The following is a 26,319-nucleotide window of genomic DNA, read 5'->3' as shown; positions in this document are numbered from 1 at the left end:
CCAATTCGAAAGGGTAGCGGCGCACTAATATTTACCTGCGCGTCGTGCCAGGGGGAGGTTTGCCATGGTGAGCTGGAGTTTGATCCGTCAAGGCTCCGAAGCCGTCGGTTCCGACGCTGGCATCGCCTCGCCCTCCGACATCAAGCTCCCCGCTCCCACACCCAAGAAGCCGAAGCTGGCGCTTGCGCTTGGCGGCGGTGCTGCGCGCGGCTGGGCGCATATCGGCGTACTCCGGGCGCTCGACGAGGCAGGCATCGAGATCGGCATGATCGCGGGAACGTCGATCGGCGCGCTGGTCGGTGGTTGCTATCTGGCGGGCAAGCTCGATGAACTCGAGGGTTTCGCGCGGTCGCTGACCATGCGCCGGATCGCCAGCCTGCTTGATCTTACCATCGGCGGCAGCGGCCTGTTCGGCGGCATGCGGCTGACCAAACGCATGCAGGAACATCTGGAGGGGCTGAACGTCGAGGATCTCGACCGCCCGTTCGTCGCGGTCTCGGCCGAGGTCAACAGCGGTCATGAGGTCTGGATCGCAAACGGCTCGCTGATCACGGCGCTCAGGGCCTCATATGCCCTGCCCGGCATTTTCGAGCCGGTGCGCAGCAATCACCGGACGCTGGTCGATGGCGCGCTGGTCAATCCCGTTCCGGTGTCTGTCTGCCGCGCTTACGAGCAGCCGCTGGTGGTCGCAGTCAACCTCAATTACGACATCTACGGCCGCTCGGCCGTGGTGCGCCACAGCGCCAGCCTGACCCCGTCGGAGGTGCAGAAACAGGAGCATGCGCCTTATGCCAAGCTCGGTATGACCGGGGTGATGGTGCAGGCATTCAATATCATCCAGGACCGCATCGCGCGCGCGCGTCTGGCGGGCGATCCGCCGGACATCTCGCTTCAACCGCGGCTCAGCGATATCGGTCTCTCGGAATTTCATCGCGCCGGCGAAGCAATCGAGCGCGGCTATCAGGAAACCACCGCGCGGCTTCCCGAATTGAAGCGAATGCAGGAGTTGTTCGCCGGCTCCAGCTGAGCGAGCCGGCGCGCCTTCATTCAGCCTGCGATATAGGCCTTGATGTCCTCGGCCTCGCGCTCCACCTCGGCTATACGGGTCTTGACCACGTCACCGATCGAGATGATGCCGGAAAGCTTTCCCGCGGTTTCGACCGGCACATGGCGGAAGCGCCGGCTGGTCATGAGTTCCATCAGCTCATTGACCGTCGTCGCCTCGTTGCAGCGATAAACCTTCGCCGTCATCACCGATGCAACGGCGCTATCAAGACAGGCGGGACCGGATTTGGCGATCGCGTGTACGACGTCGCGCTCGGTAAATATCCCCGCGATCTTGTTTTCCATGCCGACGATCACGATGGCGCCGATCTTCTTCTTGCTCAGAATCGCGGCGGCTTCGGAAACGGTCGTGTTGGGGCCGGCGGTAACGACGTCCCGACCCTTGGCTTCCAGTATGGCTTTGACTGTATTGGACATTTGAACCTCCTATGTCGAAAGTGAGACACTTCAGCTGATCACAGGCATCCGCGGCGGTCTCTCCTCCCAACGCGGATCGGTTCGATGGTGCACTTCAACGGTCAGGATTGCAATATATCCGCATCCTCTGAAATAGGAGGAAGTTCGGGCGGCGGGCGGTCGAACAGGGAAAACAGCACGAAGCCAAAGAGAAAGCCGCCGATATGGGCGTCCCAGGCAATCGGCGCGCCGGTGTCACCGATCAGTGGAATGCCGACCGCGATCAGGATGTTGCCGACGAACCAGAAGAGCATGAACATGACGACGGTTCGGCTGCGGAAGGTTTCCATGATAGAGAGGCGCGGATTGAGATGGGCGGGAAGCGCGACGCGACGCTCCGAGGGGAATGCGAAGCGGCAGGCAGCACCCATAAGGGCCGAAACGACGCCGGATGCGCCGATCAGAACGGTCGCTTGCCCCCAGTTAAGCACGGCGTGAAGCGCGGCCGAGGCGACGGCGGCGAGCACCCAGAAGACCGTGTAGCGAACCCAGCCGATGCGGCGGGCGACGGGGGCGCCAAAGGCCATAAGCCAAAGCCCGTTGAACAGGATATGCTCGATATTGCCGTGCAGCAGCGAATAGGTGAGCGGCGTCCAGAACAATTGCGGTCCCTGCTCCGCCAAGGGTGTGATGTAGCGCAGCGGGATGAAGCCGAAATCGAAGAACAGCATGTCGACGCCGCTTTCGGTCAGGAAAATCGCCTGCACGGCATAGATCGCCGCTAGGAGACCGATCGTTGCGACAATGACGCCTGGAAGATTGAAAACGGGCGTGCGCGGCGGCTTGGCGGCGGGCTCGGTCGGCTGGTGCGGCTCGTTCGTATCGTCCATTGCATTCCTCGTTCACTTCGCGTGAACTGGCTTACAGGACGACAGGTCAAAAAAAAAGCCGTCCGGCAATCTACCGAACGGCTTGCTGAGCGTCCCCCGAGAATGACCTCGCGCCCGAGCAATTCATGCTGAACTTCCAATACCGGAAGCAATGAAAAGATACTGGCACGAGAGGCCGTCACAGACAATCGAAACCCTTCCTTAACCTTAACTGCCCGGATCTGGCATGAAATCCGCATGGCGTAGGGCAAGGTGGCCATGATGGCCGCCGTTTGAACCGAAATGAAACAGATCGGCAGTCCAATGCGTCTCAACACCACCATCCAGGTTTTCGATTACTGGAACAAGCTACGCGGCAGCGAGATCGCTCCCCTGCGGGCGCAGGTGGAACCGCGCGATATCAGACAGATTCTCTCAAGCCTGTTCATGCTCGAAACCTCCGCCGCCGGTCGCGTCACCTTCCGCCTCGCGGGGACGCGTATCTGCGATCTCTTCGGCCACGACCTTGGCGGCAGCTGTTTGTCGGAGCTCTGGGCGCACGGTCACGAGGATATCGAAAAGACCGCCGTCGGCGTCATGGAACACGGCATCCCGGCGCTCTTGAACGCCACCGGATACAGCACCGCCGGCCATCGCGCGGCTTTCGAGATCATTCTTCTGCCGCTGCGCAATGCCGAGGGGGAATGCGACAAGCTGCTCGGCGCAATCGCACCGGCCACGACCGCGAGCTGGCTGGAGGTGGTTCCGCTGCAGTTCCTGGCGCTCGACCGCAGCCGGTTGCTACATGAGCAGCTCGACCCGGTGGAGAGCACGCAAAGCGGCGCGAACGAGCCCCGTGCGGCGACCAGCGGCAGCCGCTCGATCGCCGATACGGTGCGTCGTCTGATGTCCAGCCTGATGGACGAACCCGTGAAACAGGATGCACAATTTCGGCACTACCGCTGAGCGGTAAATCACCCTCGTCTGAACAACCTTCTGTTAATGGATTGCGAGTAAAGCTTGGCGCCAAGCTATTTGTAAAAGAAGCCCTTTAATGCACGCTTTCCAGCAAGCTCAGACGCAAAAAACTGCGCCTCGCCTTGAACAAGGTGCATTCCAGCGCGTGCCCATCAATATGCAGGGCCGCCTGATGCTGGCAAATTACGAGGAATTCGAGTGCCTGGTCATCGATATGTCGCCCGGCGACATGTATGTGACCTGCCAAGGCCGCCCGCGCGTCAACGAACGCGTCGTCGCCTATATCGATCACCTCGGTCGCGTCGAAGGCTATGTCCAGACGATCGACAGCCGCGGCTTCAACATGTCCATCCACGCCACCGAGCGCAAGCGCGAGAAGCTTGCCGCGCAGTTGACCTGGCTTGCCAACAAGCATGAGCTCGGACTGCCGGAAGATCGTCGCCACGATCGTCTGATGCCGCGCGAGACGCAGACGGAAATCACGCTCGAGGACGGCACCCAATATATGTGCCGGATCATGGACTTGTCGCTCTCGGGTGCTGCCGTCGACGTCGAGGTTCGCCCGGCGATCGGCACAGCGCTTCGCCTCGGCAACATGCGCGGCCGCGTGGTGCGTCACTTCGTCGAAGGCGTCGCGATCGAGTTCCTGTCGCTTCAATCGCGCGACACGCTGCGCGAATTTCTCTGATCACCGTCATCTCGGCTTCACAAAGCTGATGGATTGAAGCGCCTCTTTAGGAGGCGCGCCCGATGTCGATTCTTTATCCCGAGATTGAAGCTTACGATCACGGTTTCCTCGATGTCGGGGACGGCCATCTGATCCATTGGGAAAGCTACGGCAATCCGCGTGGACGGCCGGCGCTCTATCTGCATGGCGGGCCGGGCTCCGGCGCATCGCCGTCGGCGGCACGCTATTTCGACCCATCGGCCTATCTGATCATCCTGTTCGACCAGAGAAATTGCGGCCGCAGCCTTCCCAATGCCGCCGACATGGGGACGGATCTTTCCACCAATACGATCTGGCACCTGATCGACGACATAGAGAAACTGCGTTGTCACCTTGAGGTGACGGATTGGGTGCTATTCGGGACATCCTGGGGATCAACGCTTGCGCTCGCCTACGCGCAGACCCATCCGGCCCGCGTCGCGGCCATGGTGCTTGCCGGCGTGACGACGACGCGGCGATCGGAAATCGAATGGCTGACACAGGGAATGGCCGCGCTGTTTCCCGAGGAATGGGATCGGCTCAACACGTCCCTTCCCAGCGACATGAGAGCCAAGGGCGTTCTTGCGGGTTATCGAGAATTGCTCAATGGGCCCGATCTCGACGTGCGCCTCAAGGCAGCGCGGGACTGGCACGATTGGGAGGCGGCGTCCATCCTGCATGCAAAGCCCGACGGCTATCCCCGGCGCTGGCGTAATCCTGACTACCTGCTCACCCGCGCGCGGATCATAACCCACTACTTCAGCCATGCGGCGTGGCTCGAGGAAGGTGCGCTGTTGCGGGACGCCGGAAAGCTGGCCTCGATCCCCGGCGTTCTGGCTCAGGGACGGCTCGACCTGGAGGCCCCATTGACCACGGCATGGGAATTGGCGCGGGCGTGGCCGGGAAGCGAGCTCATCATCGTCGAAAACGCCGCCCATGCGCCCGATCATGACGGCATGGCGCGCGCAATTATCGCCGCGACCGACAGATTTCGCGAAATTTCTCAAAAATAATTTCCGACGCATCACCTTAAAAAGCGGCTCAAAACGCGCCATTTGCGGGCGAATCCGGCGTTCCAAGGGTCAAAAGAGCACCGAATCCTCGCAAGCGACATGATGAACGCAACGTTACCGAAATCGCGCCATGGCGGCCCGCGTTAATCTTTTGCCTCGAAACGAGCCATCCGATGGCGGCGAGGCTTTTTGAGAAAGATAAAATTTGAAGCAATCTTGGTAAAAATTCTCTTCGAATTTCGGTAAAATTCGATGTTGATTTTAGTCGAATTCGACGCGCTTTTGAATCAACTAAGCCTTTAATTTTGCTTCTGAATTTTGCGTCGAGTAAAAACACGTCTGGCAATGTCTCCACACAAACGGGGACATACAAATGACGATAACAAACTTCATCAAGGGCGGCCTCGCCGCTGCTGCGATGCTCATGTCGATGGCAGGCGTCGGACAGGCCGGCTACCAGAGCATGACCGTTCTCGGCAACACCAGCCCGCCGATCGGCGCCTACCAGTTCTGCAAGGAAATTCCCGAGGACTGCAAGAACGCGGCCGGCGACCAGGGCACGATGGTGCTGACCGAAGACAGCTGGAAGACGATCCTGAAGATCAACTACCAGGTCAACTCGGAGATCACGCCGATGACCGACATGGAGATTTACGGCGTCGAAGAACGCTGGGCCTATCCGAAGACTGCAGGCGACTGCGAAGACTACGCGCTTCTGAAGCGCAAGATGCTGATCGAAGCCGGCTTCTCGCCGTCGAACCTCCTGATGACCGTCGTGCTGCAGCCGAATGGCGATGGCCATGCCGTGCTGACCGTTCGCACCGATCGCGGCGACTTCATTCTCGACAACATGCGCAACAAGGTCATGCTCTGGGCCGATACCGAGTACACCTTTCTGAAGCGCCAGTCGTCCAGCGATCCGACCCGCTGGGTCAAGCTTCAGGACGGCCGCGCCGTGGCTGTCGGCAGCGTCAAGTAATTCCATCCGCCGGAGCAATCCGGTGGGCAAGCAAGGCGCCTGGTCCCGTCCCCGCATGCACGTCCAGACCGGCGTCTCAAGAGCCGCTCCTGCTGTCCCAGGAGCGGCTCGCTTTTTATGGGCCATCGGCATGAGTCCGACGCCCTCGGTTAACGCTTAATTAACCACACAAGCCCGATCATCGCGCCATAGATCAGCGACACCGGCGGCTCACGTTTTTCCTGCGACGGTCAGATATCCGAAAGCCGTCATGCGCCAGGCCATTCAGAGCTCCACAGAGGTCGAGGAATCCCCTCTCCTGTCGACTGACTTTCTCATCCGCACAACCATTGTCATTGCGCTTCTGGCGGTGCTCACCGTTGCCATCAGCGTTGGCGGCCGATGGTTTGGCGCGCGCGTCTCGCTCGCCGGAAATACCGACAGCACCGCGCCGGTGACGCTGACGATCGGCCAGGACACGCTGCAACTCCAGGAAAACACGATTCGCTTTCCCAGCCAGCGGCATAGCGGCACCACCGAGCGCGCGGACCTCTATCTCGCTTGGCCGCAAATGCAGGGCTATTCGAGCGAAAACCGTGATCGCTTCGACGATATCGCCAAGTCCCCGGACCTGATTTTCCTGCAGGTAACGCAGGCGACCATGTCGCGCGACATGTCGGGGCGTTACGAGCCGATCTACTCGCATCTGATCGACCCGACCCCACAGCCATTCGCCAATGGAATGACGCTTCACAAGCTTCGGGCCGATACCGGATATGGCGACGAAGTGCTGCTGACGGCGCCGCGCAAGGGTGGTCCCGACTACGTCGTGCGCTGCCTGCTGCCGGCGAGCCCGGAGCTGACCACCAGCGGCGATTGCCAGCGCGATATCAAGGTCGGGCGCGATTTAAGTGTGCTCTACCGCTTCTCCAGCCGTCATTTGGCGGAGTGGGAACATATTGATGCCGCTATTGCCCAATTTGTGGAAACGCGCCTTGTGAACCGTTCCGCGACATCTCGGTAGAATGGTCCGAAACGGTGAAACAAACGATTAATCATAAACGGATTGGTAACCCCGAAGAGCTACCTTCGACGAGGTTGATCGTGCGGGCGAAGCGCGGTCCCGATTCTTCTAAACTGCAAGCCAAGCAAAGAGTGAAATAGTGTCAAGGTCAGCTTCTTCCGCTTCCCCGTCCCGCTCCAGCAATTTCCTGATCAAGGCGATCGTTGCGCTGTCCATGGCAGTCGGTTTGCTCGGTCTGGATACGGTCAATTCCGACGCGGAAGCTGCCAACTCGAAGTATGCCGGCATCGTCGTCGACGCCAATACCGGCAACGTTCTCTACAGCGAAAACGCCGATCGCTTGCAGTATCCGGCCTCGCTGACCAAGATGATGACGCTCTATCTGACGTTCGAAGCGCTCGAGCAGGGCCGCATCCGTCTCGATAGCGCCGTTCCCTTCTCCGCTCACGCATCCGGTCAGGCGCCGACCAAGCTCGGCGTTCGCCCGGGCGCCACGATTTCGGTCGAGCAGGCCATTCTCGGCCTCGTGACGCTTTCCGCCAACGACGCCTCGACCGCGCTTGGCGAACTGCTCGGCGGTTCGGAAGACCGTTTCGCGCAGATCATGACTGCGAAGGCGCATGCGCTCGGCATGACGCGCACTACCTACCGCAATGCCAACGGCCTGCCGAACACCGCGCAGATGACCACGGCGCGCGACCAGGCCCGTCTCGGCATCGCGCTGCGCCAGCATTTCCCGCAGTATTACGGCTATTTCTCCACGCAGAGCTTCAAGTTCGGCAACCGTATCATCCGCAGCCATAACCGCCTCGTCGGTTCGGTGCGCGGCGTTGACGGCATCAAGACCGGTTACACACGCGCTGCCGGTTTCAATCTCGTGAGCTCGGTTCAGGTTGACGGCAAGTCGATCGTCGGCGTCGTGCTCGGTGGCGCCTCCACGCCTGCCCGCGACACCCAGATGCGCAACCTGATTGCGTCGTACCTGCCGAAAGCTTCGACCCGCGGCGGATCTGCGCTGGTTGCCCAGGCGCCGAAGATTTCGTCCGAAACCGTCATTCCGGTGACTGTTGCCAAGCAGGAAGTGGCGGAACTGCCGCCGACGCATCCGCTGCCGGTCAGCCGCACCGAGGTTGCCTCGGCGCAGGTCGCCTATGCCGGCACGTCGTCGTCCAAGTCCGACAATCCGCTTCTGCAGGAAATGCCGCAGCCGACGAAGGTGAAGACGCAGCCGATCAAGCAGGCCGCTGCCGCGCCGGTTCCCACGCCGACCACCGCCTACGTCCCGCCGGAACAGGGTGATACCTCGGTCGACAACGTCACGACCGCATCCACCAAGCAGGCGCAGCCGGAAGGCTGGGTCGTGCAGATCGGCGTCTCGGCCAGCCGCGAAGCTGCAATGGACCTTCTCGACGGCGCCAAGACCAAGGGCGGCAAGGCACTGCGTTCCGCCAAGCCTTTCGCCGTCGCCTATGCCGGCAGCTATCGCGCACGTTTCGGTGGCTTCGATGACCAGAAGCAAGCCGTCAACGCCTGCAACTCGCTGAAGCGTGCCGGCGTGAAGTGCTGGGCATCCGCCCAGTGATGAAAACGACCGCCGCCTATGGTGTTCAGGCGGCGGCGCGGAATTCGGCCTTGATCGGTGTTCGCGACAGGGCCGGCCTTCCTAGACCTGATTTGTATTGCGTACGGGGATAATTATGGCGATCAACGAGAATGTTCCGGAATTTCCGGCCGAAGGTCGGTTGACTGGCAAGAATCCGCGCTCGGTTCTGCATCCGCTTCACGAAGCGGCGATGCGTCTTGCCGAGATTGGCATGCCGCGGACGAAGGCGAAGACAGCCAAGACCAAGGACCTGATCAATCTGCTCTTGTCGCACGGCGCGCGCGCCTGGCGTTACTCGCAGCCCGAAGCCAGTATCCATCTTCACGTCACCAACCCGGAAGGCCGGGCGCCGGTGACGATGCGGCTCCGCTGAGCCGAAACGAACGGGTCTTCCTCTGACGTAATTCGTTACGTCAGAGAAGGCCGAGTTCGGAGAGCTCGCGGCGCAGATCGGCAGGCATCTCGGCGACACCCTCGCCGAGCGTATCGAGATCACGCGGGCGATCCTCTTCCGGATAATAACGCCATCCTTGGAAGGCCCGCTTCGGCTGTACCGCCGTTTCGATGACCTCGGGACCGAGCACCAGATGGCAGCGGCCAATGCCCTCGCCATCGGTAAAGCTTTGAATATCGAGCAGCTTCTGCCGCGCCTGAACCTGCCCCTTGATCACCCAATACAGTGAGCCGCCGTCAAGCAGCTCTTCAACGCGCTTCGGGACCATTCGGGTCGTGTGGACGGAGTGTGGTTCCATGCCGGCCGCGATCGCCCTCAAGGAACGTTCGGCCACCCATTCGCGCAAGTCGTCGATCGAGTCGGCGCCGACGCAGAGTTTGATAAGATGCAATGCCATACCGCCGTTCAAATCCTTTTGCGCGGCAGCGTCAAGCGGCTTGAACGCGCCGGCGGCCCATCGCCGCCGGTTTTCCAATCACAGTGTGATACGCCGTCCAGACCGCGATAGCCGGCCCGACCTATCAACACTCCACGACGTTGACCGCGAGGCCGCCGGTCGAGGTTTCCTTGTACTTCTCGCTCATGTCGTAACCGGTCTGGCGCATGGTCTCGATACAGGCGTCGAGCGGCACGAAGTGGCGGCCATCACCCTTGATCGCGAGCGATGCGGCTGTCACAGCCTTCACGGCGCCCAGCGCGTTGCGCTCGATGCAGGGGACCTGCACCAGACCGGCGACGGGATCGCAGCTCATGCCGAGATGGTGTTCCAGCGCGATCTCGGCCGCGTTCTCGATCTGCTCAGGCGTGCCGCCCATGACGGCGGCGAGACCGGCGGCGGCCATCGCGGCAGCCGAGCCGACTTCGCCCTGACAGCCGACCTCGGCGCCCGAGATCGAGGCGTTGTGCTTGATGATGCCGCCGACGGCCGCTGCCGTCAGCAGGTAATCGCGGATGCCGTTCTGGTCCCAATCGTCGTGAAAGTGCTCGTAGTAGCGGATCGTTGCCGGGATGACGCCGGCCGCACCATTGGTCGGCGCGGTCACCACGCGGCCGCCAGCCGCGTTCTCCTCGTTGACCGCCATGGCGTAGACGCTCAGCCAGTCGTTGGCGAGCAGCGGATTGATGCGGTTGCTGCGCCACTCTTCCTGCAGCTTGTCGTGAATCGAGCGAGCGCGGCGGCGGACATTGAGGCCACCCGGCATGATTCCGTCGACCTTGAGACCACGCTCGATGCAGGAGCGCATCGCTTCCCAAATCCGGTCGAGGCCCTCGTCGAGCTCCTCACGGCTGCGCTGGCTTTCCTCGTTGGCGCGCTTCATCTGTGCGATCGAAATGCCGGAGCGCGCCGCCATGTCGAGCATCTGCTTGGCGGTGGAGAAGGGATACGGCACCCTGACGCCATCAGACGGCATCTTCTTCTTGGCGCGCATCGTCTCCAGTTCCGTGTCGGTCACGACGAAGCCGCCGCCGACGGAATAATAGATGCGGCGCACGAGCATCCGGCCGTCCTTGTCGAAGGCGGAGAACGACATGCCGTTGGCATGGCCCGGAAGCGGCTGCTTCTTGTCGAACACCAGATCGGTCTTCGGCTGGAACTGGTAAGCGGGATGCCCAGGTGGAGTAATACGGCCGGAGCGCTCGACCTTGTCGATGATGCCGTCCATCTGGTCGGGATCGACGCTGTCAGGCTGCTCACCCATCAGGCCGAGGATGACGGCCCTGCCCGTCCCGTGGCCGATACCGGTGTGGGCGAGCGAGCCGTGCAGGCTGACCTTGATCGCCGCGACATTGGCACCCGAAGACGGGCGCGGCCATTCATCCGACAGAATCAGATCGAGAAAGCGGTTCGCCGCCGTCATCGGCCCCATCGTGTGAGAACTGGAAGGGCCGACGCCGATCTTGAATACGTCGAAAACAGAAAGGAACATGGGTGCGTCCTGTTGAGAATTTACTTAATCAAGCTACGCCAGCGCGGCCTGCGATCCGTTCGGTCCACCGACATAGCATTTCACGCGTGCGACATCATCCTGTGAAAGGTTCCACTTCCGCCCGTTGTTGCGGTCAGCGCTTCTATCTATAGAGTGGGCGCGTGGAGAGGGACTGAATCAATATAATGATGACGACACCAGATTACATCGCCCTGTGCTTCTTCGCGCTCATGTGGTTCGGCTATGCGCGTCTCCTGCGCAGTGCCAGTCTCTTCGGCCGCACCAGTCTCACGCATGCGATGATCGAGCGTAGACGCGAATGGATCTACAATTCGCTGCGCCGCGACCTGAAGATGATCGACACACAGATCATGGCAGGGCTGCAGAACGGCACGGCCTTCTTCGCCTCCACGTCGATCTTCGCGGTCGGCAGCTGCTTCGCGCTGCTCGGCGCGACGGAAAAGGTCGATGCGGTGTTCGCCGATCTGCCGCTGGTGCTGCACAGCGGCCACGCGGTGTTCGAGATGAAGGTCGGCGGCTTGGCCGCGCTATTCGGCTATGCCTTCTTCAAATTCGGCTGGTCCTATCGCCTGTTCAACTACTGCACCATCCTGTTCGGCGGCATCCCGATGATGCGCGACACGGAAAACGACGTTCTGGCAGCGGAACGGGCGGCCGAGCGCGTCATCCGCATGAACATCATCGCCGGCGGTCATTTCAACGAGGGGCTCAGGGCAATCTTCCTGTCGATCGGCTATCTCGGCTGGTTCATCAACCCTTACGTCTTCATGGCGACGACCACGATCGTCATCGTCGTCCTGACGCGTCGGCAGTTCTTCTCGGAGGCGCGGCTGGCGATCATGGATCGCGAACCGTCATCAAATCTCCACCTTTCTCCTATTCCCCGCAGCAATCCGTCGGCCGACGGAAACGACTCACCTGGGGGATTGTGAATGACTGTTCCGGCGACGGAGACCGCAGCGGCGCCAAAGCCGCCGCGCATCGGCCTGCTCGACACGCTGCGTGGCGCGGCACTGATCGCGATGGCGACTTATCATTTCACCTGGGACATGGAGTTCGTCGGCTATCTCACGCCGGGCACCGCCGAGACCGGCTGGCTGAAACTCTATGCCCGCGCCATCGCCTCAACCTTCCTGTTCATCGTCGGCGTCAGCCTCGTGCTCGCCAATACGCCGGAGACGCGCTGGAATTCGTTTTGGAAGCGGTTCGCGATGATCGCCGCCGCGTCGGCGGCCATTTCCTTGGCAACCTATTTCTTCATGCCGGGAGAATGGATCTTCTTCGGGATCCTGCACTGCATCGCCGTGCTGAGCGTGGTCGGCGTGCTGCTGTTGCGGCTGCCCCTGCCCGCGATCGTCGCCGTTGCCATCGTGGCGGTCGCTGGCTGGATCGCCGATACGTGGGTCTCGCCGGGCATCCTGCGTTCGCCGTTCTTCGACCCGCGCTACCTCGCCTGGATCGGCTTCGCCGAGATGCCGCAGCGCTCCAACGACTACGTTCCGCTGTTTCCTTGGATGGTGCCGTTTCTGCTTGGGCTGACGAGTGCTGCGATCGCTTTGCGCACCAAGCTGCCGGCGAAGCTCGCCGGTCTAGGGACTGGATCGAGCCTGCTTGCACGACTGGGCCGGCACAGCCTCGCCTTCTACCTGATCCACCAGCCGGTTCTGATCTCGATTGCATTTGCCCTGGCCTATATCGTGCCGCCGGCCAAACCCGATCCCGTTCAGACCTACCTGCAGCAATGCAACACGTCCTGCAGCCTGCAGGAAGGCGAAGCGTTGTGCCGCAGCTTCTGCCAGTGCACGCTTGATAAACTGCAGGAACAGAAGCTGTTCACGCCGTTCCAATCCGGCGAGGTCAAAGCCGATGATGGTCGCATCCTCAGCCTTGCCAGCGAATGCAGCGCAGCGCCCCAATAAGGGGCGCATTGGCTGATCAGGTACCTACGCCGATTTCTGCGAGGCGGCCGAGGCAGGATTCTTCGATATTGTCGAGTTCGGCCAACGTGTCGTCGATATCCTTACGCTTCTGGCGCAGGTCCTCGCGCTTCTCATCGACGCGCTTCATCAGCAGCTTGAGCTGTCCGAGCTCGCCCGGCGGCTCCTTGTAGACCTGAATGATCTCACGAATTTCGGCGATGGTGAAGCCGATGCGGCGACCGCGCAGGATCTCCTGGATCAGGCGCCGGTCGGTCGGGCGAAACAGCCGCGTGCGGCCACGACGCTCCGGGTGAATGAGGCCTTCGTCTTCATAAAATCGAAGTGTGCGCGTCGAAACTCCGAATTCGCGCGTCAACTCCGTGATGCTGTAATATTTGCTAACCGGCATGGATCCCTCGATATTCAGGAACCCATAATATTGACTTTTACGTAATAGTCAATTTGTGCAACCCGGTTGCGAGTTGCCTATATTCCAAACCACCAGGTGGCGATCCCCAGAAAAGCGAAGAAGCCGGTGCAATCGGTGACCGTGGTCACGAAAACCGACGAGGCGATAGCGGGATCGGCACCGACCTTATCGAGCAACAACGGCAAAAGAATGCCGGCGACGGCGGCGGCGAAGAGATTGATGATCATGGCCGCGCCGATGACGAAGCCGAGCTGGTAGTCATGAAACCAGGTGGCCGCGATGGTGCCCATGATCACCGAGAACATGGCGCCATTGGCAAGACCGACCGCCACTTCCCTTCGGATGACGCGGCCGGCGTTGTAGATATCGAGATCGCCGGTCGCGAGCGCGCGAACGGTCACGGTCATGGTCTGCGTACCGGCATTGCCGCCCATGGAGGCGACGATCGGCATAAGCACGGCGAGCGCGATCATCTTCTCGATCGAACCGTCGAACAGGCCGATGACACTGGCTGACAGGAGCGCCGTGCCTAGATTGATCACCAGCCACAGGAAGCGGGACTTCACCGTCGAGAAGACGTTGTCCGACAGCTCCTCGTCGCCGACACCACCGAGGCGCTTGATGTCCTCGTCGGCTTCTTCGTGGATGACGTCGACCACGTCATCGATGGTGAGCACGCCGACCAAACGGTCGTTCTCGTCGACGACGGCGGCGGAGAGAAGGTCGTATTGCTCGAAGAGCTGCGCCGCCTCCTCCTGGTCCATTTCGGCCGGGATCGGGTGGTTGGTCTCGCGCATGATCGTTTCGATCTTGTTCTGCCGCTTGGTGCGCAGGATCTTGTCGAGATCGATGGCGCCGAGCAGCTTGAACGTCGGATCGATGACGAAGATTTGCGAGAAGGAATCCGGCAGGTTCTCCTCGTCGCGCATGTAGTCGATCGTCTGGCCAACCGTCCAGAACGGCGGCACGGCGACGAACTCCGTCTGCATGCGGCGGCCGGCGGAGCTCTCGGGATAATCGAGCGCCCGGCGCAGGCGAACGCGCTCGGTGAAGGGCAGCTGCGCCAGGATCTCGTCGCGGTCTTCCTGGTCGAGATCTTCCAGAATGTAGACGGCGTCGTCCGAATCGAGCTCGCCGATCGCGGCCGCGATTTGCTCGTTCGGCATCTGGTCGACAATCTCGCGGCGGATCGCCTCGTCGACCTCGGTCAGCGCCGTCATGTCGAACTGGTCGCCGAGCAGGCGAACGAGTGCTAAGCGCTGATCGGGCTGGATCGATTCCAGCAGATCGCCCAGTTCCGATTCGTGCAGGCGTGCGACGTGCTGTCTGAGGAAGATCGTATCGCGGTCGGCGATGGCCGCGCCGACAAGCGCCAGGAAGTCGCTGCGGACGTTTCCGTTCTCGTCGTAGAGGTCGGCTTCGCTGTCCTCAGGACGCGTGCGGACGAGCTCTTCTGCGTCGTTCGTCATCTTTGCCGCCCTCGCATCTCTTTCGAAGTTTAGAACGCTTCGATACGCCGGAATTCAACCCGTGCTAGCCGAAAGACATGGGAACGTCCAGCGTTAAACCGTTCATACGGATGACAATTCGCCAGTCGGAAGATAGTTTCGGCGCATCTGAAATCAGGAGAGGTTTTCGTGACCGTCCGCCCCATTCTACGCTTCCCGCACCCCGGTTTCAAAACGCCTTGCGCACCGGTGACAACCTTCGACGAGACATTGCGCACGCTTGTCGCCGACCTCCTCGACACGATGCGCGCGGCCCCGGGTGTCGGCATCACGGCGGCGCATATCGGCGTGTTCGAGCGCGTAACCGTCATCGAGCTCAGCCGCGCGGATGGGGTGCGGGTTTACGTCAACCCGGAGATCATCAGCGCATCCGAGGACACTAGCCGCAATACAGAGGGCAGCGTCTCGATGCCTGGGTCGACCGACGAGGTGATCCGGCCGAACGCGATCCGGTTTCGCTATCAGGATGTCGATGGCAATACCCACGAGGAGGATGCCGAAGGCTTTCTCGCCATCTGCATCCAGCACGAGATCGACCAGCTCGACGGGATTTTCTGGCTGCAGCGCCTATCGAAGCTGAAGCGAGACCGGCTGGTGAAGAAGTGGGAGAAGGCCGGCGGCTGAGCCGGCTGGATTACATCTCGACCGGCGCGGGCAGCGGCTTGCGTGCAGGCTCAGGGGCGGCGATCTGCGAGGCCAGTTCTTCCGGGGTCACGAGACCACCCGAAATCAGAAGCTTCGCGGCGTCTTCCGGCGACATGTCGAGCAAGACGATCTTCTCGCGCGGCACGAAGATCAGGAAGCCCGCCGTCGGCACCGGGGTCGGCGGCAGGAAGACGCTGACCATGTCGTGGCCCATGGCGTTGAACTTCGAGGCAATCTCGCCCTTCGCATCCGTCGCGATGAAGACCATCGCCCAGAGGCCCTGGCTCGGATACTCGATCAACCCGACTTTCTTGAAGGAGTTGCTGCGCTCCTTGAGCACCGTCTCGAAGATCTGCTTGACGCTCTTGTAGATGACGCGCACCAGCGGCACGCGGCGCACGAGCGACTCGCTGAACATCACGATCTGCTGGCCGATCAGGTTCTTGCCGAGAAAGCCGATGATGGTGATGATGATCAGGCCGATCAGCAGGCCGGAGCCAGGAACGGCGAAGTTCAGATAGTTGTCGGGGTCGTAGCGTGCCGGCAGATAGGGTTTCACCCAGCTATCGGCCCAGCGCACCACCGACCATGTCAGCCACAGCGTGATGGCGATCGGCGCGCAGATGATAATGCCCGCCAGAAAGTTGTTTCTGATGCGCGACGCGACCGACAATCGGGGCAGTTTTTCCGTCATCGTATGCCGACGAACTCCGTTGAGTTTAGCTGCGATCGGAAATCAGTGCCCCCGTGCTTTCCGTGCCAAAAACTGCCAGAATTCGCCGCGCCGCACAAGTCTCGGTCGGACGGCCTCACTCGACCGTGACCGACTTGGCGAGATTGCGCGGCTGATCCACATCGGTGCCCATGAAGACCGCCGTATGATAGGCTAGAAGCTGGATCGGCAGCGAGAAGATCATCGGCGCGATAATCTCGTCGACATTGGGAAGAACGATCGTCGCCATGGTCGGCAGCTTGGAGTGGGCGGCGCCCGCTTCATCGGTGATGAAGATGATGCGGCCGCCGCGGGCAGCCACTTCCTGCATGTTCGACACGGTCTTTTCGAAGAATCGGTCGTAGGGCGCGATGACGATGACGGGCATGTTCTCGTCGATCAGCGCGATCGGGCCATGCTTCAATTCGCCGGCCGCATAGCCTTCTGCGTGGATGTAGGAGATTTCCTTGAGCTTCAGCGCACCTTCCATGGCGAGCGGATAGCTGGTGCCGCGGCCGAGATAGAGCACGTCCTTGCACTTCGACAGCTCGCGCGACAGGGTTTCCATCTGCGGCTGGATGGCGTTGAGCACGCGGCTCATGATGCGCGGCATCTCGGCGAGATGGCGCACCAACTCCTTTTCCTGATCCGGACCGATCGTGCCCCTCGCCTTGCCAGCGCCCAATGCCAGCGATGCCAGAACGGCGAGCTGGCAGGTGAACGCCTTGGTGGAGGCGACGCCGATTTCTGGGCCTGCCATGATCGGGAAGATCGCGTCCGATTCACGGGCGATCGTCGATTCCTTGACGTTGACGACGGCGCCGATCTTCAGGCCGTTGTCCTTGCAGTAACGCAACGAGGCCAGCGTATCGGCGGTTTCGCCCGACTGCGAGATGAAGAGTGCCGCCTGCGTCGGCGACAGTGGCATTTCGCGGTAGCGGAACTCGGAGGCAACGTCGATCTCGACAGGCAGGCGCGCATAGCGCTCGAACCAGTATTTGCCGACGAGACCGGCGAGATAGGCGGTACCGCAGGCGGAGATGGCGACACCCGTCACCGACTTGAAATCGATCGCCGCCGCGTTGGCGCTGATCGTATTGCTGGCGAAATCCACATACTGGCTGAGCGCGTGGGAGATGACCTCCGGCTGCTCGTAGATTTCCTTTTCCATGAAATGGCGGTGGTTGCCCTTGTCGACGACATAGGCAGTGGTCTGCGAGATCTGGCGTGGACGCGAGACTTCGTTGCCGTCGAAATCGAGAATGGTCGCGCCGTCCTTGGTCAGAACCGCCCAGTCGCCGTCGACGAGATAGGTGATCTCGCTGGTGAAGGGCGACAGCGCGATCGCATCCGAGCCCAGGAACATCTCGCCCTTGCCGTAGCCGACAGCGAGCGGCGGGCCGGAGCGCGCCGCCATGATCGTGTCGGGGTCCTTCTGCAGCATGACGGCCAGCGCATAGGCGCCGGTGACGCGGTTCAGCATCTTCATCATTGCTGCGCGCGGCTCGAGGCCCTCACCGAGATACTTGGCGACAAGATGCGCCACGACTTCGGTGTCGGTCTGCGTTTCGAACACGGCGCCTTCGGCGGTCAGTTCGTCGCGCAGTTCGGAGAAGTTCTCGATGATGCCGTTGTGAACGACAGCGACGCCCTTGACGAAATGCGGGTGGGCGTTGGTTTCGTTCGGAACGCCATGCGTTGCCCAGCGGGTGTGCGCGATGCCGGTCGTGCCGGGCAGCGGCTCGCTATCGAGGCGCTTTTCGAGATTGAAGAGTTTGCCTTCGGCGCGGCGGCGGTCCATCGCGCCATCGTGGATGGTGGCGACGCCGGCGGAATCATAACCGCGATATTCGAGCCGCTTCAGCGCATCTACCAGACGCACCGCCACAGGGCTGTTACCAACGATACCAACAATACCACACATAAAGAAATCCCCAGAGCCAGCAATCAATTGCAGGCAGTCGTAACAATTTTCACTTTTTACTCAATCGGCCGGCCGGTCACTTTCGGTGACCGCGCGTTACGAAGACAATCAGCCTTTCGCCTTCTTGGCGGCTTTCTTCGCAAGCGCCAGTTCGCGCAGGATCTTGGCGCGGCCGGGCTTGATCTCCTGGCGCGCGCGCCCGAAGGCAAGCGCGTCCGCCGGAACGTCATTGGTAATGACGCTGCCCGACGCGATATAGGCGTTGTCGCCGATGCTTACGGGCGCCACCAGCGAGGAGTTCGATCCGACGAAAGCGTTTGCGCCGATGATCGTTTCGCTCTTGTTGACGCCGTCATAGTTGCAGGTGATCGTGCCCGCGCCGATATTGGCGCCGGCGCCGATGCGGGCGTCGCCGATATAGGTCAGATGGTTGACCTTGGCGCCCTCGCCCACCTTGCCGTTCTTCACCTCGCAGAAATTGCCGACCTTCGATCCTTCGGCGAGATCCGCACCCGGCCGCAGGCGCGCGAACGGGCCGACCGTCGCGCCGGCGCTGACATGCGCGCCCTCGATATGCGAGAAGGCATGGATGATGGCGCCGCCATCGATCACCACGCCCGGGCCGAAGACGACATTCGGCTCGATCAATGCATCCTGGCCGATGACGGTGTCGTAGGACAAGAAGACGGTTTCGGGGGCAATCATGGTGACGCCCGAGATCATCAACTCGTGGCGACGGCGCTCCTGCCAGAGCCGCTCGATGACGGCGAGTTCGGCGCGGTTGTTGGTGCCGGTCATTTCGACTTCGGGGGCATCGACCGCGGTGACGCGGCCGCCCTGCGAGCGGGCGATCTCGACGAGATCGGTCAGATAATACTCGCCCTTGGCATTGCTGTTGCCGATCAGCGCCAGAAGCTCCAAGGCCTTGCGGCCGTTGATGGCCATCAGACCGCTGTTGCACCAGGTGACGGCGCGCTCGGCGTCGGTTGCATCCTTTTCCTCGCGGATGGCGATGAGGTCGCCGTCCTTCACCAGCAAACGGCCGTAGCCGGTCGGCCTGTCGGTGTGGAAACCGATGACGACGATATCGCTGCCATCCGCCAGCGCCTGGCGTGCTGCCTTCAGCGGCGCTTCTGTCTGCAGGGGAACGTCGCCGTAGGTTACGATCACATCGTCATAGCCACGCGCAATCGCCTCGCAGGCTGCGAGAACGGCGTGGCCAGTGCCCAGGCGTTCCTTCTGGAGATAGGCTTCGATCTCGACACCGCCGACAGCAGCAGCCTTGGCAACCTCGTCGGCATCGCGGCCGACCACGAGTGCCACGGCGCCGATATCGGTCTTGGCCACGGCTTCGACGACATGGGCGATCATCGGGCGGTTGGCCACCGGGTGGAGAACCTTCGACTTCGACGATTTCATTCGCGTGCTGTCACCCGCGGCGAGAATGACGGCAAGACAAGTGCGTTCCATGGTCTGCTCCCAAGAATCCGTTACAGGCGCGTTGCCGCCTCATAGCAGCAACTCGATAACGGAACAAAGATCAAAAAAGGATTAGGCCGATACCCTGGTCATTCCGGCATAGGCGTCGTGGACGTGATCGCGGCCCTCGACGATGACCGCCTCCATCGCTGAACGGGCCGCCGGCACATCGCCCGCCGCTATCGCCTTGACGATGCGCATATGCGTTTCGGCGATGTTCGAGAAGCCGTTCTGCGACGGCGGCGTGCTGATGCGGAACATGCCGACGAGTGCGGCCTCGATCAGGCTCCCGAGCGTGTGCATGAAAGGATTGTGCGCGGCATCGGCGACGGCAAGGTGGAACTCGAGATCGGCCATCGCCAGGCTCTCGGTCGTATGATCGGGCGCCGCCATCTCCTTGGCGAGATCGGTCAAAAGCGCGATCTCCTCAGGCGTTGCCCGTTCGGCCGCCAGGCCGGCCGCGAAGGGTTCGACGGCTAGGCGGATATCGTAAAGCTGCAGCAGGAATTCCTCGGTCACGTCGTCATCGAAGTGCCAGGCGATCACCTCGCTGTCGAACATGTTCCACTGGCTCTTCTCGGTGACGCGGGTGCCGACGCGCGCCTTGGCGACGATCATGCCCTTGGCGGCCAGCGTCTTCATCGTTTCGCGAAGAACCGTGCGGGACACCTTGAAGCGCTGCGCGAGGTCGATATCGCCGGGGAGAATGCTCCCGACGGGATAGGTTCCGGCGACGATGGAGCGGCCGAGTTCGTCCACCACCTGTGCGTGGCTGGTGCGAGATCGCCGTTGTGTCTTCCCGGTGTCCAGAATTCTATTGCGCAAGCCACGACCCCCGTCAGGCATACCTCTTGTTCAAACTCGAGAGGAACAGGATGGCCTTCTGCATCAGGATGAATGCAAAAAGCAGCAGGCCGATCAGTATCTTCGTCCACCAACTGGAGAGTGTTCCATCGAAGGTGATGTAGGTCTGAATCAAACCCTGTATCAGGAGCCCGATAAAGGTCCCTGCTACAAATCCCGCTCCACCCGTCAGCAAAGTGCCCCCAATGACAACCGCCGCGATGGCATCGAGCTCGACACCGACAGCCGCCAACGAGTAGCCGGCGGACGTATAGAGGGAAAAAACGATTCCGGACAGGCCGGCAAGGAAGCCAGAAAGCGCATAAATCTGAATTGTGGTGCGACCAACCGGCACACCCATCAACTGCGCCGTGTGCGCCCCGCCGCCAAGCGCGTAAACGTTGGTACCGAAGCGGGTGCGGTGGGCAATGAAGATGCCGACGGCGAAGACCAGGAGCATCACGGCGCCGATCAAAGTGAGTCGGCCGCCGCCCGGCAGCTTGTAATAAAGGCCTGACAGCGTGTTGTAATAATCGTGGCCGATCGGGATGCTGTCGATGGAGAGCACGAAGGCCATGCCGCGTGCCAGGAACATGCCGGCGAGCGTGACGATGAAGGCCGGCATCTGCAGATAGTGGATCACGGCGCCCATCGCCGCCCCGAAAGCAGTGGTGATGACGAGCACCAGCGCGAAGGCGACCAGCGGATGGATGCTGGTGTTCTGGAGGATGACGGCGAGGAACACGCCGGTGAACGCAATGACCGAGCCGATCGAGAGATCGATACCACCCGAGATGATCACAAAGGTCATGCCGACGGCGGCGATCCCGAGGAAGGCGTTGTCGGTCAGGAGGTTGCCGACCACGCGCGTCGACAGCATGCTCGGATACTGCATGGCGCAGACGGCGTAGGAGAGGATGAAGATCACGATTGTCGCAAGCAGCGGCAGGTATTTCGAATTCATTTCTGCAGTTCCCCTCTCGGGCTGGAGCGACGCCCCACGAAGACGGCTGCCGATTGCACGGCCGGCGACTGGATCACCAGGATCACGAGAACGATCACCGCCTTGATGATCAGGTTGAACTCCGGCGGGAAGCCCGAGAGCAGGATGCCGGTGTTGACCGCCTGGATGATCATTGCGCCGATCAGCGAGCCGACGATGCTGAAGCGCCCGCCGAGCAGCGAATTGCCACCGACAACGACCGCGAGGATCGCGTCGAGCTCGAGCCAGAGGCCGGCATTGTTGGCGTCGGCGCCCTTGATGTCGGCGGCGACGATGATGCCGGCGATCGCCGCGCACAGCCCGCTCAGCATGTAGACGGCCATCAGAAGCACCGGCGTGCGGACGCCAGAGAGCGTGCTTGCGCGGCGATTGATGCCGGTTGCCTCGACGAGCATGCCAAGCGCGGTGCGGCGGACAAGCAGCGTGACCAGAACGCCGACCACCAGCCAGATGACGACGGGCATCGGCATGAAGGCGAAGGAGCCGCTGCCGAAGAAGATCAGACCGTCATCGTTGAAGGTCATGATCACGCCCTCGGTGATCAGCTGCGCGATGCCGCGACCGGCAACCATCAGCACCAGCGTCGCGATGATCGGCTGGATGTTGAGGACCGCCACGAGGAAGCCGTTCCAGACGCCGCATGCGAGACCGATCAGAAGCGTCAGCACTAGCGTCCAGGCGAGCGAGTTGCCCGAGACGATCGACGACGCGGCGACGGCGCCGCAAATGGCGATGACCGCGCCGACGGAGAGGTCGATGCCCTTGGTGGCGATAACCAGCGTCATGCCGATCGCAAGCAGCGCTACGGGAGCGCCGCGGTTCAAGACGTCGATCAAGCTGCCGTAGAGCCGGCCATTTTGAATTGTGACATTAAAAAACTGCGGAAACATTATGAAGTTCAACAGCAATATGACTGCAAGCGCGATCAATTGCGGTGCCAGGCGAATGAGCAGCGCCTTCTGTGACGACGTCATGCGTCCTCCGTCTTTTTCTGCACGGCGGCGATTGCCTGGACGATGCGCGACGTGCTGACGTTCTCACCCGTTAACTCCGCCACATGCTCGCGGTCCCGCAATACCAAAATACGTGAACTGTAGGCGATAAGCTCTTCTAATTCCGAAGAAATAACAATAAGCGACATGCCCCGTTCGCAGAGCTCCTCGATCAGCTTTATGATCTCGGCATGGGCGCCGACATCGATGCCGCGGGTCGGCTCGTCGAGGATCAGGAAATCGGGATTGGTGGCCAGCCAGCGAGCGAGGATCGCCTTCTGCTGGTTGCCGCCTGACAGCAGACGGATCGGCTTTTCGCGGTCCGTGGTGCGGATATCGAGCGCCTTGATGTACTGGTCGGCGAGCGTGTTCTGCTCGCCCCGCGACAGCGGCCGCGCCCATCCACGGCGCGCCTGCAGCGCCAGCGCGATGTTCTCGCGGATCGAGAGATCGCCGATGATGCCATCGGTCTTGCGATCCTCCGGGCAGAAGCCGAAACCGGCGCGGATCGCGGCGCGCGGGTTGGAGAGCGCCACCGGCTTGCCGTCGATCTTGGCCGTGCCGCTATCGGCATTCTCGATGCCGAAGAGAAGCTCTGCCGTTTCCGTGCGCCCGGAGCCAAGCAGCCCGGCGACTCCGACGACCTCGCCGACGCGCACGTTCAGGTCAAACGGCTTCACCTTGCCGCGTTTGCCATATCCCTCGAAGCTGTATTTCACCGGGCCGGCGGCGACGCTGCGCTCCTTCACGGCGGCTTCTGCATGCGCCAACTCGTGGCCGAGCATCATCGAGATCAGGCCCTGGCGCGGCAGTTCGGCCTTCTCGCGTGTGCCGACCAGCTTGCCGTTGCGCAGCACCGTGATGCGGTCGCTGATGTCGTAGACTTGCTCGAGGAAGTGCGTGATGAAGACGATGCCCAGGCCGCGTTTCTTCAGATCGCGCAGGATGCCGAAGAGCATCGCCACTTCCTGCGCGTCGAGACTTGCCGTCGGCTCGTCGAGGATCAACACCTTGCCGGAGAGATCGACGGCGCGGGCGATGGCCACGACCTGCTGGACGGCGACGGAGAAGCGATCGAGCTGCGCAGTGACGTCTATCTCCATGCCATATTGTCGCAGCAACTCGCGCGCCTGGCGGTTCATGGTGGAAACGTCGATCATGCCGAAGCGCTTCGGCTGGCGTCCGAGAAAGAGGTTTTCGGCAACGCTCAAATTGGAGAGGAGATTGACCTCCTGATACACGGTGCCGATGCCAAGCCGTTGCGCAGCAAGGGTATCAGCCGGATCGATCTCGGCGCCATCAAGCGTGAGGCTGCCTTCGTCGCGGAGATAAGCACCGGTGATGCACTTGATCAGCGTCGATTTTCCGGCGCCGTTTTCACCCAGCAGAGCGTGCACTTCGCCCTTGCGAAGGGTGAAATCGACCTTGTCGAGAGCGACGGCTCCGGGGAAGAATTTCGATATGCCTGAGGCGGCAAGGACGTTCTCGAAATTGTGAATCATCAAGTGGGCTTTTCCTGATATTGACCGACATGGCCTGATAGCAACCCGACATGATGTCTGGCAGCGTTCGCGGCAGTTCCGCACCGGTCCATGACGGACCGGTGCGGTTCATGTGTCAGATCAGTAGCCGAGGCCCTTCTTGGACTCGTAGACCTTCTTCGGATCGTCAGCCTGCGTGTAGAGCTTCGATTCAGTCTGGATCCACTTAGCCGGAGCCTTCTTATCCTTGAGGTAGGCGTCGAGCGCGTCGAATGCCGGGCCTGCCATGTTCGGCGTCAGCTCGACGGTCGCGTTGGCTTCGCCGGCTTCCATGGCCTTGAAGATATCCGGAACCGAGTCGATCGAGACGACGAGGATGTCCTTGCCCGGCTTCAGGCCGGCTTCCTTGATCGCCTGGATACCGCCGACAGCCATGTCGTCGTTATGGGCGTAGAGAGCGCAGATGTCCTTGCCGCCGTTCTCGGCCTTCAGGAAGCTTTCCATGACTTCCTTGCCCTTGGTGCGGGTAAAGTCGCCGGTCTGGCTGCGAACGATCTTGAAGTTCGACTTGCCGGCAATTGCTTCCTCGAAGCCCTTCTTGCGGGCGATGGCCGGCGAGGAGCCGGTGGTGCCCTGGAGCTCGACGATGTTGCACTTCTTGTCGGCAACGGTCTTGACCAGCCAGTCGCCGGCAACCTTGCCTTCATGCACCTGGTCGGAGGTCACTGCCGTCAGGTAGAGATCCTCAGGCGCCTTGATCGTGCGGTCGAGCAGGATGACCGGGATGTTGGCTTCCTTCGCTTCCTTCAGAACCGCGTCCCAGCCGGTTTCGACGACAGGAGCAAGCAGGATGGCGTTGACGCCCTGGGCGATGAAGGAGCGGATCGCCTTGATCTGGTTTTCCTGCTTCTGCTGGGCGTCGGCGAACTTCAGGTCGATGCCGCGCTTCTTGGCCTCTTCCTTGGTGACGGTCGTCTCAGCAGCGCGCCAGCCCGATTCCGAGCCGATCTGCGAGAAGCCGACAACCAGTTCGGCGGCCTGTGCCGAGCCGAACATGCAGGCAGCAAAAACCGTGGCACTCATGAGTGCTGTCTTGAATTTCATGATTTCCTCCAAAAGCCGCCTCCCGCGGCACGCACTAGGAAAATCATATAGTATTACTTTTGTAAATGCACTTTCTGGTATGCAATGCAGCAAAAAAGGGCGCCCGAAACGAGCGCCCTTTCGCACGTGCTAACAGTGAGAAATGCTCACTTCGGCAGCTTGTCGTCCACGCCTTCGACGTAGAAGTTCATGCCGAGCAGCGTGGCGTCGTCAGCCTTCTCGCCGGCCTTCAGCCACGGGGTACCGTCCTGCTTGTTGATCGGGCCGGTGAAGGGGTGAATCTCGCCCGACTTGATCTTGGCTTCGGTATCCTGCGCCATCTTCTTCACGTCGTCAGGCATGTTGGTGTAGTCGGCCATCTTGAGGATACCGTCCTTCAGGCCGTCCCAGCTCTGCTCGGACTTCCAGGTGCCGTCGAGCAGCGCGTGAACGCGCTTGGAGTAGTAGTTACCCCAGGTGTCGACGATGGCCGTCAGCTGTGCCTTCGGGCCGGCCGCGATCATGTCGGAAGCCTGGCCGAATGCGTGGATGCCGCGCTCTTCGGCAACCTGCATCGGAGCCGTCGTGTCGGTGTGCTGAGTCAAGACGTCGACGCCCTGGTCGACCATGGCCTTGGCGGCATCGGCTTCCTTGCCCGGGTCGAACCAGGTGTTAACCCAGATGACCTTGAGCTTGAAATCAGGATCGATCGACTTCGCGCCCTGCTCGAAGGAGTTGATGCCCATGACCACTTCCGGGATCGGGAAGGAGGCGATGTAGGCGGCGCCGTGGTTCTTCGAGGTCTTCGCGGCGATCTGGCCGAGGATGTAGCGGCCTTCGTAGAAGCGCGAGTTGTAGGTGGCCAGGTTCGGGCCGGACTTGTAGCCGGTGCCGTGCTCGAACTTCACATCCGGGAACTTGGCGGCGACCTTGACGGTGGCGTCCATGAAGCCGAACGACGTCGTGAAGATCAGCTTGCAGCCGGAGCGGGCGAGACGCTCGATGGCGCGCTCGGCATCGGGGCCTTCAGGAACGTTTTCGAGATAAGGCGTGTCGATCTTCTCGCCGAACTCCTTCTGGATCTGCTGGCGGCCGAGGTCGTGCGCCTGCGAGTAGCCGCCGTCGGTATGCGAGCCGACGTAGACGAAGCAGACCTTGGTCTTGTCGGCGGCCTGTGCGGAGGAGCCGACGCTCAGAATGGCAGCTGCCGAAGCGGCAAATGCGAATGCTAGTCTTTTCATGATAACCCCTGTGGTTTGGAATTTCTGAGTTCGTTTGTTCTTGT

At 61.3% G+C, this 26,319-nt stretch carries 27 protein-coding genes; 11 read left to right on the top strand and 16 right to left on the bottom strand.

Translation table 11 applies throughout. From position 1 onward, the window contains the following. Window positions 1-64 precede the first annotated feature (64 nt). Window positions 65-1,027, top strand: a complete 963-nt coding sequence (locus ACIQUB_RS07500) for a patatin-like phospholipase family protein (RefSeq protein ID WP_113235771.1) — start codon at window positions 65-67, stop codon at window positions 1,025-1,027. 20 nt (window positions 1,028-1,047) lie between these two features. Here the strand turns inward: ACIQUB_RS07500 and ACIQUB_RS07495 are convergent, their stop codons facing one another. Beyond that, a complete protein-coding gene (locus ACIQUB_RS07495; RefSeq protein ID WP_113235772.1) occupies window positions 1,048-1,482 on the bottom strand; it encodes a CBS domain-containing protein in 435 nt (144 codons plus the stop codon). A 101-nt stretch (window positions 1,483-1,583) separates the two neighbouring features. Beyond that, entirely contained in the window at window positions 1,584-2,351 is a 768-nt protein-coding gene (locus ACIQUB_RS07490) for a rhomboid family intramembrane serine protease (RefSeq protein WP_113235773.1), read from the bottom strand. A 303-nt stretch (window positions 2,352-2,654) separates the two neighbouring features. Here ACIQUB_RS07490 and ACIQUB_RS07485 point away from each other — a divergent pair, with 303 nt between their 5' ends. From ACIQUB_RS07485 to pip, 3 genes are all read left to right on the top strand, one after another. After that, window positions 2,655-3,296, top strand: a complete 642-nt coding sequence (locus tag ACIQUB_RS07485) for a PAS domain-containing protein (RefSeq protein WP_402929097.1) — start codon at window positions 2,655-2,657, stop codon at window positions 3,294-3,296. An 88-nt stretch (window positions 3,297-3,384) separates the two neighbouring features. Next, a complete protein-coding gene (locus tag ACIQUB_RS07480) occupies window positions 3,385-3,996 on the top strand; it encodes a PilZ domain-containing protein (protein WP_026283270.1) in 612 nt (203 codons plus the stop codon). A gap of 62 nt (window positions 3,997-4,058) precedes the next feature. Continuing rightward, a complete protein-coding gene (gene pip / locus ACIQUB_RS07475; RefSeq protein WP_402929096.1) occupies window positions 4,059-5,027 on the top strand; it encodes a prolyl aminopeptidase in 969 nt (322 codons plus the stop codon). Between the two features lie 28 nt (window positions 5,028-5,055). Here pip and ACIQUB_RS07470 read toward each other — a convergent pair whose 3' ends face one another. Further along, window positions 5,056-5,364: a hypothetical protein gene (locus ACIQUB_RS07470; protein WP_162737370.1), complete on the bottom strand. Its 309-nt coding sequence runs from the start codon at window positions 5,362-5,364 to the stop codon at window positions 5,056-5,058. 36 nt (window positions 5,365-5,400) lie between these two features. Here ACIQUB_RS07470 and ACIQUB_RS07465 point away from each other — a divergent pair, with 36 nt between their 5' ends. The 4 genes from ACIQUB_RS07465 (at window position 5,401) to ACIQUB_RS07450 (ending at window position 8,985) form a co-directional block, all read left to right on the top strand. After that, complete coding sequence (locus ACIQUB_RS07465; RefSeq protein ID WP_113235776.1) at window positions 5,401-6,006, top strand: transglutaminase-like cysteine peptidase; 606 nt, start codon at window positions 5,401-5,403, stop codon at window positions 6,004-6,006. Window positions 6,007-6,256: 250 nt separating this feature from the next. Next, window positions 6,257-7,009: a hypothetical protein gene (locus tag ACIQUB_RS07460; RefSeq protein ID WP_402929095.1), complete on the top strand. Its 753-nt coding sequence runs from the start codon at window positions 6,257-6,259 to the stop codon at window positions 7,007-7,009. Between the two features lie 139 nt (window positions 7,010-7,148). Beyond that, a complete protein-coding gene (locus tag ACIQUB_RS07455) occupies window positions 7,149-8,591 on the top strand; it encodes a serine hydrolase (RefSeq protein WP_113235778.1) in 1,443 nt (480 codons plus the stop codon). Between the two features lie 115 nt (window positions 8,592-8,706). Next, window positions 8,707-8,985: a hypothetical protein gene (locus ACIQUB_RS07450; protein WP_113235779.1), complete on the top strand. Its 279-nt coding sequence runs from the start codon at window positions 8,707-8,709 to the stop codon at window positions 8,983-8,985. Between the two features lie 40 nt (window positions 8,986-9,025). Here ACIQUB_RS07450 and ACIQUB_RS07445 read toward each other — a convergent pair whose 3' ends face one another. Together ACIQUB_RS07445 and ACIQUB_RS07440 are read right to left on the bottom strand one after the other, a co-directional pair. After that, the gene (locus tag ACIQUB_RS07445) at window positions 9,026-9,463 is read right to left on the bottom strand and encodes a DUF1489 family protein (protein ID WP_026283272.1); all 438 of its coding nucleotides are present in this window, start codon (window positions 9,461-9,463) and stop codon (window positions 9,026-9,028) included. Between the two features lie 124 nt (window positions 9,464-9,587). Further along, window positions 9,588-10,994, bottom strand: coding sequence for an L-serine ammonia-lyase (locus ACIQUB_RS07440; protein WP_113235780.1), 1,407 nt, complete (start codon window positions 10,992-10,994; stop codon window positions 9,588-9,590). Window positions 10,995-11,182: 188 nt separating this feature from the next. On the opposite strand from ACIQUB_RS07440, the gene ACIQUB_RS07435 reads away from it, so the two are divergent. Continuing rightward, window positions 11,183-11,947, top strand: coding sequence for a DUF599 domain-containing protein (locus tag ACIQUB_RS07435; protein WP_113235851.1), 765 nt, complete (start codon window positions 11,183-11,185; stop codon window positions 11,945-11,947). Beyond that, entirely contained in the window at window positions 11,948-12,934 is a 987-nt protein-coding gene (locus tag ACIQUB_RS07430) for a heparan-alpha-glucosaminide N-acetyltransferase domain-containing protein (RefSeq protein ID WP_113235781.1), read from the top strand. It begins immediately after the preceding gene. A 16-nt stretch (window positions 12,935-12,950) separates the two neighbouring features. On the opposite strand, the gene ACIQUB_RS07425 is transcribed toward ACIQUB_RS07430, so the two are convergent. Further along, window positions 12,951-13,343, bottom strand: a complete 393-nt coding sequence (locus tag ACIQUB_RS07425) for a MerR family DNA-binding transcriptional regulator (RefSeq protein ID WP_018899930.1) — start codon at window positions 13,341-13,343, stop codon at window positions 12,951-12,953. 77 nt (window positions 13,344-13,420) lie between these two features. Further along, window positions 13,421-14,833, bottom strand: a complete 1,413-nt coding sequence (mgtE, locus tag ACIQUB_RS07420) for a magnesium transporter (RefSeq protein WP_113235782.1) — start codon at window positions 14,831-14,833, stop codon at window positions 13,421-13,423. Between the two features lie 168 nt (window positions 14,834-15,001). Between mgtE and ACIQUB_RS07415 the strand changes: the two genes are divergently transcribed. Beyond that, window positions 15,002-15,496 carry a peptide deformylase gene (locus tag ACIQUB_RS07415; protein WP_113235783.1) on the top strand — a complete coding sequence of 165 codons (495 nt, stop codon included), beginning with the start codon at window positions 15,002-15,004 and terminating at the stop codon, window positions 15,494-15,496. Between the two features lie 10 nt (window positions 15,497-15,506). Here ACIQUB_RS07415 and ACIQUB_RS07410 read toward each other — a convergent pair whose 3' ends face one another. The 9 genes from ACIQUB_RS07410 to ACIQUB_RS07370 all read right to left on the bottom strand — a co-directional run bounded on the left by ACIQUB_RS07410 (window position 15,507) and on the right by ACIQUB_RS07370 (window position 26,275). After that, window positions 15,507-16,211, bottom strand: a complete 705-nt coding sequence (locus tag ACIQUB_RS07410) for a DUF502 domain-containing protein (RefSeq protein WP_112945635.1) — start codon at window positions 16,209-16,211, stop codon at window positions 15,507-15,509. Window positions 16,212-16,326: 115 nt separating this feature from the next. Then, window positions 16,327-18,153, bottom strand: coding sequence for a glutamine--fructose-6-phosphate transaminase (isomerizing) (glmS, locus tag ACIQUB_RS07405; protein ID WP_113235784.1), 1,827 nt, complete (start codon window positions 18,151-18,153; stop codon window positions 16,327-16,329). Between the two features lie 108 nt (window positions 18,154-18,261). Continuing rightward, window positions 18,262-19,623, bottom strand: a complete 1,362-nt coding sequence (glmU, locus tag ACIQUB_RS07400) for a bifunctional UDP-N-acetylglucosamine diphosphorylase/glucosamine-1-phosphate N-acetyltransferase GlmU (protein WP_113235785.1) — start codon at window positions 19,621-19,623, stop codon at window positions 18,262-18,264. Between the two features lie 81 nt (window positions 19,624-19,704). Beyond that, a complete protein-coding gene (locus tag ACIQUB_RS07395; protein WP_402929091.1) occupies window positions 19,705-20,478 on the bottom strand; it encodes a FadR/GntR family transcriptional regulator in 774 nt (257 codons plus the stop codon). Continuing rightward, the gene (yjfF, locus tag ACIQUB_RS07390) at window positions 20,471-21,439 is read right to left on the bottom strand and encodes a galactofuranose ABC transporter, permease protein YjfF (protein WP_047510358.1); all 969 of its coding nucleotides are present in this window, start codon (window positions 21,437-21,439) and stop codon (window positions 20,471-20,473) included. Before yjfF ends, ACIQUB_RS07395 begins: the two co-directional genes overlap by 8 nt. After that, window positions 21,436-22,452 (bottom strand): ABC transporter permease, encoded by a 1,017-nt coding sequence (locus ACIQUB_RS07385; RefSeq protein ID WP_113235786.1) that lies wholly within the window; start codon window positions 22,450-22,452, stop codon window positions 21,436-21,438. Before ACIQUB_RS07385 ends, yjfF begins: the two co-directional genes overlap by 4 nt. Then, complete coding sequence (ytfR, locus tag ACIQUB_RS07380; RefSeq protein ID WP_113235787.1) at window positions 22,449-23,972, bottom strand: galactofuranose ABC transporter, ATP-binding protein YtfR; 1,524 nt, start codon at window positions 23,970-23,972, stop codon at window positions 22,449-22,451. Before ytfR ends, ACIQUB_RS07385 begins: the two co-directional genes overlap by 4 nt. 120 nt (window positions 23,973-24,092) lie before the next feature. Further along, entirely contained in the window at window positions 24,093-25,055 is a 963-nt protein-coding gene (gene ytfQ / locus ACIQUB_RS07375; protein ID WP_112945640.1) for a galactofuranose ABC transporter, galactofuranose-binding protein YtfQ, read from the bottom strand. 146 nt (window positions 25,056-25,201) lie between these two features. Beyond that, on the bottom strand, window positions 25,202-26,275 hold the full coding sequence (locus ACIQUB_RS07370) for a BMP family ABC transporter substrate-binding protein (RefSeq protein ID WP_113235788.1): 1,074 nt from the start codon (window positions 26,273-26,275) through the stop codon (window positions 25,202-25,204). Window positions 26,276-26,319 lie beyond the last annotated feature (44 nt).

Source organism: Rhizobium sp. NPDC090275 (genome assembly GCF_044772225.1).
In the GTDB taxonomy this organism is placed as follows: domain Bacteria; phylum Pseudomonadota; class Alphaproteobacteria; order Rhizobiales; family Rhizobiaceae; genus Rhizobium.
The sequence above is the reverse complement of the archived record's forward strand: the minus strand, read 5'-3'. Positions and strand labels throughout refer to the sequence as shown.